This is a genomic window from Candidatus Sodalis sp. SoCistrobi (assembly GCF_900143145.1).
Taxonomy (GTDB): Bacteria; Pseudomonadota; Gammaproteobacteria; order Enterobacterales; family Enterobacteriaceae; genus SoCistrobi.
Genome location: NZ_FRDB01000083.1, coordinates 1 through 11,535, shown reverse-complemented (window position 1 = coordinate 11,535; position 11,535 = coordinate 1). Strand labels below are relative to the sequence as shown.

Annotated in this window: 9 protein-coding genes; 4 read left to right on the top strand and 5 right to left on the bottom strand. The window is 50.3% G+C overall.

The annotated features are described in order from the left end of the window. Positions 1 to 192 precede the first annotated feature (192 nt). The 3 genes from CINSTRO3249_RS17175 to CINSTRO3249_RS07535 all read right to left on the bottom strand — a co-directional run bounded on the left by CINSTRO3249_RS17175 (position 193) and on the right by CINSTRO3249_RS07535 (position 2,145). A complete protein-coding gene (locus tag CINSTRO3249_RS17175; RefSeq protein WP_174249753.1) occupies positions 193 to 369 on the bottom strand; it encodes a hypothetical protein in 177 nt (58 codons plus the stop codon). Continuing rightward, positions 362 to 1,843: an EscC/YscC/HrcC family type III secretion system outer membrane ring protein gene (locus CINSTRO3249_RS07540; RefSeq protein ID WP_074012822.1), complete on the bottom strand. Its 1,482-nt coding sequence runs from the start codon at positions 1,841 to 1,843 to the stop codon at positions 362 to 364. Before CINSTRO3249_RS07540 ends, CINSTRO3249_RS17175 begins: the two co-directional genes overlap by 8 nt. A gap of 113 nt (positions 1,844 to 1,956) precedes the next feature. Next, a complete protein-coding gene (locus tag CINSTRO3249_RS07535; protein ID WP_125933147.1) occupies positions 1,957 to 2,145 on the bottom strand; it encodes a hypothetical protein in 189 nt (62 codons plus the stop codon). Positions 2,146 to 2,435: 290 nt separating this feature from the next. On the opposite strand from CINSTRO3249_RS07535, the gene CINSTRO3249_RS07530 reads away from it, so the two are divergent. Next, positions 2,436 to 5,246 (top strand): two component system sensor kinase, encoded by a 2,811-nt coding sequence (locus tag CINSTRO3249_RS07530; protein WP_084790148.1) that lies wholly within the window; start codon positions 2,436 to 2,438, stop codon positions 5,244 to 5,246. After that, on the top strand, positions 5,239 to 5,874 hold the full coding sequence (locus tag CINSTRO3249_RS07525) for a two component system response regulator (protein WP_074012820.1): 636 nt from the start codon (positions 5,239 to 5,241) through the stop codon (positions 5,872 to 5,874). The genes CINSTRO3249_RS07530 and CINSTRO3249_RS07525 overlap by 8 nt, the downstream gene beginning before the upstream one ends. A gap of 537 nt (positions 5,875 to 6,411) precedes the next feature. Here the strand turns inward: CINSTRO3249_RS07525 and CINSTRO3249_RS07520 are convergent. Further along, the gene (locus CINSTRO3249_RS07520) at positions 6,412 to 6,624 is read right to left on the bottom strand and encodes a hypothetical protein (RefSeq protein ID WP_041866922.1); all 213 of its coding nucleotides are present in this window, start codon (positions 6,622 to 6,624) and stop codon (positions 6,412 to 6,414) included. A gap of 992 nt (positions 6,625 to 7,616) precedes the next feature. Between CINSTRO3249_RS07520 and CINSTRO3249_RS07510 the strand changes: the two genes are divergently transcribed. Together CINSTRO3249_RS07510 and CINSTRO3249_RS07505 are read left to right on the top strand one after the other, a co-directional pair. Then, entirely contained in the window at positions 7,617 to 7,853 is a 237-nt protein-coding gene (locus CINSTRO3249_RS07510; protein ID WP_074012818.1) for a DUF2171 domain-containing protein, read from the top strand. Between the two features lie 745 nt (positions 7,854 to 8,598). Continuing rightward, the gene (locus CINSTRO3249_RS07505; RefSeq protein WP_125933146.1) at positions 8,599 to 9,234 is read left to right on the top strand and encodes a hypothetical protein; all 636 of its coding nucleotides are present in this window, start codon (positions 8,599 to 8,601) and stop codon (positions 9,232 to 9,234) included. A 1,802-nt stretch (positions 9,235 to 11,036) separates the two neighbouring features. Here the strand turns inward: CINSTRO3249_RS07505 and CINSTRO3249_RS07500 are convergent. Continuing rightward, positions 11,037 to 11,535: YebY family protein (locus CINSTRO3249_RS07500; RefSeq protein ID WP_371441372.1), on the bottom strand; the 499-nt coding region annotated here is incomplete at its 5' end.

The window sequence follows — 11,535 nt, the reverse complement described above, 5'->3', positions numbered from 1 at the left end:
CGGTCTTCTGATGCACGTAGCGTATGTAAGACCGCATAATTAGGTCATTGTTGCACAGTTGACCGCCGAAGCCCGGCGTAGTGTTTGAGAGCAGTGAGCTGTGCGAACTGCGACTGCTGTTGACCTTAAGGCGCTTGCGCCGCCCTGATAGACCGGGATTGACCTTGATTTTGGGCTGTTGATTTTACCCTGCTAAATTTCTTGACTTAACACGGTAGCTTTTATCGTCAACGCGATTTTGGCGGCCCGCGTCAGAGGGAGGCAAACGTCACAGCCCCGTTCACCCAGCGTCAGGCCGGCGTCCGGCAAGCCGATTTCGCGACCGTGCAGAACGCCGTCAATCAGGCGGATTTTCCATTGATTATTCATGGCGTGGTTCACTACCGGCGACGGTGGCCTTAATCAAAAACAGCCGCATAACGCTGTGTGTTTCATCTATGCGGCTTTTAAACAGATGTCCGAGCACCGGAATATCGCCCAACAGCGGGATTTTGTTTTGCCCTTGCTTTTGCTTATCCTGCTGGAAACCGCCCAGCAGCAGGCTTTGTCCGGGACGTAAGGTGGCTTGCGAGGCTATCTCTGAGTTTTGCACCTGCGGCAACGGGTCTGTCGCGCTGAGCGGAGACGTTTGCTGACCGTCCTGAATGTTCAGGCTCAGCATGATGTTCTGTTTCCCTTTATCTTCCATTAGCCGTGGCGTAAAGCGCAGTAGCGAACCGGTGGTCACCGATTCCAGTTTGGCGATTTTGTCGCCCTGCAGTTTGGTGTAGAACGTCACATTTTTATCCAGTACCGCTTGGATATTATTCAGGGTGACTACCGACGGCTGCGACAAAATATAGGCATGGGCACGTTGTTCGAGCGCGTTGAGCCGCACCATGAAATCGCTGGTGTTACTGATAACCGAGGAGAACCCGCCGCTCATGCCGCCATCGCTGTTAAACGAAAAACCGCCGCCGCCCAGAGACACGGTACCGCTCCAGTCGATACCCAGCTTATTAATATCCCCGACGTCCACATCGATGATCATAACCGCGATCTCGATCATCTGCGGTCGCTGGTCCAGCGCGGCGATAAGCTTGCCATATCCCGCCATATTGGCCGCATAATCGCGCACAATAACCGCATTTTGTCGCGGATCGGCGGAAAACATCGGCAGCCCTTGCGTTTGCGGCGTCGATTCAGAGCCGCCCCCCGATCCGCGACTCATGTCGCGCAGTACACTGACAATTCCCGGAATCGAGACTGTCTGATCCCGATATTGGTAGCGGTCATCCATCGCGGTGGCGTATTTCAACGGATAAATATTCATGCTGACGACCTCGCCTTTGCGCTTGGTCAGTTCTCCGTCCAGCATAGAGGCCAGTTGGGACACGCGCTCAATACAGGCCGGTACGCCGTTAATATCCAGCGCGTTCACGCCAGGGATCCGTCGAATTTCGCAGCTTTTCATCTCCGGTATCTGGCGATTTTGCAGATAGCGAACGAATTCTGCCGCGCGCAATGTGGTAAGGGTGATAACTTGACGCCTTAATCGTTTAGTGGGATATATGAACAAGGTATCGCCATCAAAATAAAAAATAAGATGATATTGATTCATTAACTTATTGAGAATAACCAACGGCGGCCCGGGAGGTATAAATCCACTAAAATGTGCATTAACGTCGGGATCTATCATGATGGCAGTATCATAATTTTCAGCCAAATTGGACAACACCAATGACAAAGGTATTTGTCGCGCGCGCAGGGAAAAATCGGCGTTACGCCAGGGCAGTGTTTTGGCTTGTGCAGAGAAAATAATAAATACCATAGATAGTATTAGTGTGTTATAATTCCAATTCATGTCGCGATTCCTGACTGGTTATGCAAAGGCTGGCGACAACATTTGTCAAATAACGCGCCAGCGCAAGTTGCTTTTCTAATTCCGTCGCTAATGCCTCATTTGTCAGAGTCTCATCATAATAACATCCCAACCAGGGCAGTCAATTGCAAAGCATAATCGTGCACCTCAGGATGAGCCGCCAGGAGCAAAGTTAAATAACGCATTGATGTGTCAGATAAATTTTCTGTACCGTCTATTAAAATGGTGAAATAAAATGATAGCGTGCTTATATAAACCTGCGCAGGCATATCTTCAATCGACATTAACACCACACTCCCCTTTTCCGACAAATGTATATTGTTGAGAAAAGGGATGCTTCTAAATCTATTAAGCATGAATGGGTTCTCCTCATAACTCCGCCATACTCAGTTGAAAACCCAGCAGGGTACATCAGTACAATACCTGATTCCCAATGGTGTGGAATAAGCCACATAACCCCTTACAAATTAATACATCAACCTGCGTGTCATCCATTATTCTATAGCCAACCGATGATTTTAAAAAACGGACTTAACCTAAGCGGCAATTCCTTTTCTCAGCACATTAATCAGGGATGACAATAATGAAAAGACAACAGTCCTTAGTAATAAAGCTAACCATATTCATATCAATAAGCCTGATAATTATCTGGCTTATATCCGTCGTCGCCGCGACCTATGTTTCCTTGAATCTGAGCCGGCATCGTATAATAGAGAATCTCGCTCATTTCTCTTCGCTGCGCATGGAGTTAACCAATCATCGTTTTGAAGGTGCGGAACGAGACGCCCAAGCCCTCGCACACCGCTATAAGCTTTACCACGCAACGCCGCTGGTCATGGTGCCCGGCGAAAAAAGCGAAAGCCGCTATTTTCCCTTCAATCAGGAAAACTGCAGCCCGCCAGGTAAAAGAGAACGCGACCGCACTTTCATCCAGATCTTCGGTACCGCGGGCCAGACGTATTATCTGGACAGCTTTATCTTGGATCGTCGCTATGGCGTATCGTTGCTGCCGCCGCGCGATCATACGCCGGACTACTTTATCCGCCAGCAGGTCGAGCTTAATGCCTTTCCCCATCAACCTGCCCACGATAACCTCTTTTGGGGCAAACCGGAGTTCCTACCCGGCACCGGCTGGAGCGTCGCCGTCGCCGCCGCCGCGCCAAACGAGGTACTCACTGGCCTGACGGTGAAACTGAACGACCTGCTCTCCTACGGCCACCCGGTGTTGGGGGCGGACATTAATCTCTGGCTGGACAGCGACAATCGCATCCTACCGTTTTCACGGGTTTCGGCGCAGACCGCCGCCGGCCTGCAACCGATGCTACAACGGCTCAAGTTAAAGGAAGGTTGGCAAACGATACCCGGCTATATGCTGCTGCGCACGCAACTCAAAGGGCCCGGCTGGCAACAGGTCATCTTGTTTCCCCGCAGCGGCGGCATGAAACGCACCTTGGATATTATTGCGGCACAACTGCCTTTTGCACTCGCCACGCTGTTGGTGCTGGTGGTCACCCTGTTCTGGCTGTTGCACCGCTATCTGGCCCGCCCGCTGTGGGATTTCGTCGCCATTATTGGTAAAACCGGGCCCCACACGCTCTCGGTCCGTCTGCCGGAAAATCGCCACGACGAGTTGGGCAGCATCGCCCACGCTTACAACCTGCTACTGGATACTCTGCGCACCCAGTATGACAATCTGGAGAATGTCGTGGCCGAAAGAACGCGCGCCCTGAATGAGGCCAAACAGCAAGCTGAGCGGGCAAATAAGCGTAAAAGCAGCCATCTCACCACCATCAGCCATGAACTGCGCACCCCGCTCAGTGGCTCACTCGGAGCGCTGGAACTGTTGCAAATGACGACATTATCCGACGAGCAGTTCCAACTGGCGGATACCGCCCGACAATGCGTGTTCTCATTATTATCCATAATCAACAACTTACTTGATTTTTCCCGCATCGAATCCGGGCAATTATCACTGCACATTGAAGAAACGCCCCTGCTGCCGATTCTTGATCAAGCGATGCATACCATCCAGGGTCCGGGTCAAAGTAAGGGCCTGACGTTACGCACATTCGTCGGCAAACAGGTGCCGCTTTATCTGGATATCGACGGCATGCGCCTACGGCAAATTCTGGTGAATCTGCTGGGTAACGCGCTGAAATTCACTCAGTCCGGCGGCATCTTCTTGAGCGTTAAACGGCGGGATCAGCAGCTGATTTTTGCCGTTAACGACAGCGGCCAAGGGATCGCGCCGGAAGACCAGGAAAATGTATTCGCGCCATTTTACCAAAGTGAGGGAACCATGCAGGGTACCGGCCTGGGGCTCGCCATCGCCGCCAATCTGGCGAAGCTGATGGGGGGATCGCTAGCGCTGAGTAGTACGCCGGGACTGGGTACCTGCATGTCATTTATCATGCCGCTTAACGATTACCGTGAACCCCACCCGTTGGGCGGCCAGTTGGCCGCACCCCTGGCGCTTCACCGTCAATTGGCTGCCTGGGGCATAAACTGTGAACCGTCCCTTGAGGAGGGCCCGTTCTCCGCCGCCGAGCTGCGTTTTCTGCCGGGCAAATTGTATGACCGGGTGATCCGCGCTTTCGCCGGTGACCTGCCCGAAACCACTGGCAATATCCCGGTGCAGCCCTGGCGACTCCGTATATTACTGGTGGATGACGCGGTGATTAACCGCGAGATTATCGGCATGATGTTGCACTCACTCGGTCAGGACGTCACCCTGGCGTCCGACGGCGCCAGCGCGCTGGCGCTGGGTCGCAAACAACCCTTCGACCTGGTGCTGATGGATGTGCGCATGCCCGATATGGACGGTACCGAGTGCGCCCGCCTCTGGCGTGATGATCGGGAAAACCGCGACCGCGATTGCATGATAATCGCCCTCTCCGCCAATACCGCCCCGGAAGATATCGCCCGCTGCAAAGAAGCAGGGATGCGTCATTATTTGACCAAGCCGGTAACGCTGGCGCAGTTGGCTGATGGCATCAGTCTCGCCGCGGAGTACCAGTTGCAGCGGGATATCTCATTGCAAGAGCAAGACAGTCGATTAACCACCTCATTTCTGTCGGCGGGCAACGAGCGGCTGCGGCAGAAAGTACACGAATCTCTCTATTCGCTGCTCAATGATATCGAACTCAATGTTAACGATGCGGAAAAAATCAGCGCGCTGTTGCACACCTTAAAAGGGGGATTGGGACAGGCAGGGCTGGGAGAACTGCTGTGCGATGTCGTCGATATGGAAAATTTGGTCAAACATGGCCTCCCGCTGTCCGGGGAACAGATAGCTGAATTGCGCCACGCCCTGGACAGGTATCTTAGCGCCGAAAACGCATCCGCAGGGGATGCTACCACTCAAGAGGTCACGGAATATGAATAACTATAAAATACTGCTGGTGGACGATCATGAATTGATTATCAACGGCATCATTAACCTGCTCGAACCCTATCCACGTTTTAAAATTGTGGCGCACATTGATGACGGACTGGCGGTGTACAACCAGTGCCGGATCCATGAACCGGACATTCTGGTGCTGGATCTCGGCCTGCCGGGCATCAACGGCCTGGATTTGATCCCACAGCTGCGCTCCCGCTGGCCACAGATGTCCATTCTGGCCTATACCGCCCATACCGAAGAATATATGGCGGTACGCACACTGGCCGCCGGCGCCCTGGGTTATGTATTAAAGAACAGCCGCCAACAGGTGTTGCTGGCGGCACTGCAGACGGTTGCGGTCAACAAGTGTTATATCGATCCGGCGCTGAACCGCGAAATGATCAACACCGCTCTGAGTATGGAAGCCGACAATCAGGAATTGCTGACGCCACGTGAACGGCAGATCCTCAAACTCATCGCCGACGGTAACACCAACCGCTTGATAGCAGAACAGCTGTGTATTAGCGTCAAGACGGTGGAAACCCATCGCCTGAATATCATGCGCAAACTAAACGTACACAAGGTTACGGAATTGCTGAATTGCTCCCGCCGACTTGGATTGACCGACTAACCGTGTCACCCCAGGCCAGCCATGGCGGCGAACGAGGTTTCCCGCCGCCGGGGTTCGGCCCTTTGACTTCCTCACGGGTATAAACACCAGCGGCGTCGGCTCGATGCTGTTGTCACCCCGTTAGTGTAATCGCCAGCGGCGTCGACCCGATGCTGTTGCTTCCCCACCGGTGCCAACGCCTGCGGGGAGGCTCAGTGTCACACCGCATAGCAAAACGGTATGCGCCAACGGCGCATGACCGGGCAAACAAAGACGACAGAGTATAAGACGAATCAGTCCGACCTCTATCAGGTCAAAGACTGAACATGTGCGCCATCGCGCGGGAAGTTCATTCCTGGGGCAGGTCTCAAAAAACAATCGCGCAGCGTAAGCAACGTTCGCGCGTGGATAAGCGGCAGCGAAAAAATCAAAAGGATGCGGCCGCAGCTAGCAGCACCTTTACCAGGACGCCATGACCTGTGATTGCAACAGTTTGACTGTCCGACCTAGGGTTGCCGCAATGGCCGCGGCGGGCACCTCTCACCCGTTTGGCCTCGGTTACCGGAAGCGCTCAACATAACTCTGCTTTTCCAGCAGGATAGCTTCATCGAGTTTATCAATCAGCTTGCGCAGTTCGGTCAAATCCTGATGCCGAATCTGTTCCGGTTTTTTCTCCCGCGCCCTGCAGGCTCGGTGAAATGCCGAGACTAACTGGGCTCGTACATCCGTCAACATCGCCTGAAGTAACAATTTCTTGCTATCGCCTTTCATATTGCTCCCTCCTAAATAGCTTGTTAATAATTATAACAATCCCCTTGCGGGTGTCGGTTTTCATCGTATTATGATTGTTAATTTACACATATATTCTAATAATTTTCACATTAATACACTTTGATATAATATTTTATTCATGCTTAGGGTCTAGTTAAATTAGGGCTAAGCGCAGCGTTGCACCACGGGCAATACAGGAAAATATAATTTTCCTTCAGGTAGTCAAGCCACGTTGCTCTGCGTTACTGATTGATTAGTTGACGGTTAAGTCTTTCATCATCCGCTTTCCCTCGGTCTAATTTATCTGACTTTAACCTTGTCGGCGAATATTTGCGCGCCTTACAGGTATGCTTTACTCTTCTTTGCTCTTCTTAACGCTGCAACCACCTTATTGCTCAGATGCTATGGGCTACTACCCCGCATGCCCCGGGCCTGACTTCCTTTTTGTCTCTTTTTCGCCGTTGATTGAGGTGCGGGATATCTTATTCAGCGGATAATAGATGAACAGGATTAATCACTATCATTCTGTACATGGGTAATGTATACTCCTAACAACGACAGTTAACAACTAGACTATAGTGCAGTCGCCCCAAAGCCTAAAGTTTCTGCCCCTAAGCTTGCAGACAGCCCGTGCGCTGGTCTAATAATACCCACAACGGCATTTTTCCCTGCAGCTTCAAGGCCATTATTGCGTTAACCTGCTCATGGAACGGTCTGATTTTTGAGAAGTCATCATTACCCGCATCGGGGTGCCTTTCAGCAGACCAGATTACACCCTGGCCCACGGCCCTCCTCATTTCTCAATCACTTAGCCTGCAGCCCGCAATGGATGACATCACAATCATCATTAATAATGAATAGGCCTTTGTTTTGGGCGTTAAACACTTATTACCGGACAGGCAGGCAATAACTTTCCAGCGCATGTAATAGCCTGCATCTCATCCGCTATACTCTTTAGCGATAATCTATTTTAATGCCAATAGGAGGCTATCATGGTCAATAAAGATCATATTATGGAACATGCTCAGGTGACGTGTTGCGGCGGGGATCATGTCGGCATCGTCGACCACATGGAAGGTGAGAACCATATCAAGCTTGCCAAAAGCGATCCTGAATCGGGCGGCCAGCACCATTTGATTCCATTATCATGGGTCAAAGAGGTTAAGGAAAACAAAGTGATACTCACTAAAACTAAAGATGAAGTGCGCCAAGAGTGGCAAACCTGCTAAGCGCCTTCTGCACCGCCGGTGCAGAAGGCCAGGACTGTCCATGCGGGTCGCTAAAGCCTGCACGGCGCGATGACACCGTGCAGGCCCACGCCAATGTATTATCGCTAATTTTATCTCTGAACACATCATCATCATCGCCGCAGAATGCCATACAATCACGGTGATTATTTCCTATGATGATTAAACTTTGCTTAGGCATATCTTTGAAAATACACTACGAAAAATGGATTGCAAGCAGATCAGTCGGCTTTCGCCAGCACTTATGTAATTAAAATTTAACAATGATAAAATGGATATCATCTCATTAAGGCGTGGCTAACAGATTAATTAAAACAACCCACCTCTGTAAGAGGGTAAATTAACCCCTCTTGGCCATCAATATAATAGCAATGTGGTTATATCTCTTTGATGGTCGTTTTATTTAGCCATAACACTATCAACTTATAATATAAATCATTACTATTATTGCCATCATAAATTGTATCCTGATATGTTCCCTTTTCTATGAGCCCCTTATTTAATGAATTATTCACCATTTCTTAAAGATGCTTTACGTCCTGTTTAACCTTGTAATGGTGAAATGATAAAGTAAAATTAAAATCGGTTTTCAGATATCGGTCATTTCTCTGATAATTATTCAACATGAGGTTTATGAATAATTTCCCCGGTAGCTCCACCTACTTCGGCAATGGATTGACCAGAACATGCAGGCCAAATTTATCAGGCCCTGAACCTGGTCATTGTGTTGCGCATTACACCGATTGCGCCATTGCCAAGCGCACCCTTTCTCACTTTCATAACGCGCGTAATATCCCTGAGCATCGCAGATTACCTAATCTATGCCATCAACGGCAGGTTGCCGTGGTTTAGAGAAGCGCGGGAAAAAAAAGAGAAGCAGGAAAGAGAACGTCGCGAATTAGCCGTGCAGTCAGTGCAGGCACAGGAAGTCGCGGCGCAATGCCGGAAAACGGCTGAGGTTAGTCGACTGGACGAGCAAGGGAAGGATCATCCCTTTTCGCAGCAAATTATCGCGCAGCGCGAAGACATTGACAATGCATTAGATCCTGAACATGCGGCCCATCTCTGGCTAAACCACGCCACCGTACTCCTGCATGAAGCTGAGCACCAGGTGACGCACTGGCGGCATCGGATCAAGGTTAATCAGGAAAGTAAGCTGGCTTTATGCTTGCTGCCGGAAATTGATGTCGAGCGAATGACCCGCGCGATTGATGATTTAACCAATAGCGAAATTATTCACCACGACCGCTTACTACAGCGCGATCGCGCGCGATTTATCTATGATGCGGCACAAAAAAAGAGGGCCCAAGTGCGCCAGGATCTGCAAATTGGCGGTAACGACGAAGGGCGCAAGGCTTTATGAGCATAAAGCCTTGCGGCTTAACAATGTCTGTGACGACCAAGCTTGCTGTCCCTGGAATAACAACAGCCTCCCAGGAACGTTGATAGAGGCTTTATAATATTCAGCCTATTTGTCTTAGTTATTATCTATTGATCATGCAATATCAGCCACCACGCACGTTTGGTGGTCCCGCCGAAGGGCGAGATAGCTGTTTTCATCCTGACTCCCGAGTTTACACAGGCGCGGCCACCCCCTCATATGAACGCTTGAACGGGAGTTCAGAATACATAATTTACCTTTGCAAGGGATGCCCCCACCCTCGCGGATAGCATTGCATCGCTTAAATCAGTTTACGTCATTCCACTGCAACCAAGTGTTCATCGTGAACGCCTCAAGCCGCCTCAGCAACAATATCAGCCAGCCTCGTACAGGTATTATCGCCCCCCCTATTTATCGCTAGAAAAACCCTTGCGCACGCATTCGCAGTTCGCTTGTTTACATCGTTAATGCCATAGCCCACACTAATTGATCAACTCGTGCCGCAGCCAGTTTAACTGGAGCCCTTTTTTGCCCGCCGACGTAAATATTTTCCACGCGAGCAACCACTTCATCGATTGATCGCTATCGCGCTAACCGGTGAGGCCGCAAAAATTGATTAACTGTGGACTATGAATTGTGATTACTCGCTAGACGTGAAGAAAAACTTTCAATGTCGGTCGTTTAAACAGTGCTAGATTTTCCCGTTTAATCACTATGCGGCATCAAAGGTAGCTGTTGCAAAGCAGCAAATTGTTTTGCGCTGTTAATGACAACAGCAGGAGAGGCAGCACGGGGGGATCACAAGCAACTGTGGGGCTTTATCTATGTCTTTAGCGAGTTTTGCAGGTACGTCAGAAGGAGTGAAGGTCATCATTATTTGTTAATTCCTGGCAAGCCAGAACGGCAGCAAAATGATATCACTCGATTGACCATAGCATCAAAACACCCGCTCTGGCTTAACGATGCATCATCAGTCTCAATGCTGATAACGGCTGCACTTGTCTCCTGTGACAGCCTGGAAAAGTTTAAGATGAGTCAATCGAATACATTCAAGTCCACCCGTTTTAACGCTATATCATGCAGAACAGCATCTTCTGAGCGACGGAGGACGGTGTTATTAACGCTACGCCATTTTGATAAGTGACAAATTGACTGACGCTTCACGTCCCTGACCACTTTACGACGCCCTACGCCACAGTCAAAGGGTTGGTAACTTTGCGCTAGAGACACCGCCCAAAGGCGGTCCTAATGGGAACCGTTAACGCCTGTCGCTGAGGCCGCAGCACGACCGCACGACAGTACGACGGCGTACCCGCGCGACAGCGTACCAGCGTACCGTTCCAGGCGACCGCGCTAATCTGCCGCGGCATCACACCTATTACGGGTCAAAGTGAATCTATTCAAAAAAACACGGCGAAGATTGACAAATAGTTTGCTCCGCGCGGTGAAGACGACATGAAGAATTAGCGCTATGACGTTTGGGGCAATGTCGTGAATGACTCGCAGACCCCGTCATCAATCAGAAGATAAAAAAAAGACCGAATACGATTCCTATATTCGGTCCAGGGAAATGGCTCTTGGGAGAGAGCCGTGCGCTAAAAGTTGGCATTTTTTGTAGGCTTTTGATGTCCTACATTGCAAAGTATAGAGCGCACGATCTGTTTTTCCACCGCGGCACCGGCATTCCGCGCATATTCTGTCATCAAAGTTTAACTCTGTGATAACAGGCACACTTCAGTTATTTAACCTTTGCACTTGATGGATTTTTTCCTATCCCTTCATCGTTACGGTGTCGTTTTGTCAACGCAGAGCTGCTGCGCGCGCTCTATAAACGGCGCAATACTCATTTTCTGTCCCGGTCGCTCAGGATCATCAAGCAAAATCACCTCAATGGGTTGGGCGTGGACCTGGCCTGCCTTGCGTTGAAGCTCGGCCTTTTCGTTCAGCGGATATTGCATCAACGTACTCATATTCAGGGCATACAGCGCGTGGTCCGGGCGGCACATGAGTTGCACCTCCTCTTTGGTGAACGCCCAGCGTTTACCGTACTGAAACTTGCTTAAGGTGATAATTTCCATGGCGCTGGCGTACTGCGCCGCCAGCAGTACCACGACAACAACAAGCGAACGTTTCTTCATGATAGACCTGCTATAAACCACCTCGTTATACACAAGTCCGCAACGACTTATATGCCAAGGGTTAGCGGGCTGAAATAGGCAGCCGGTGGGGTTGTAAATGAAGTGAAACCGACGTGTACTATCGCCATTTACGGCGCTGAAAAAT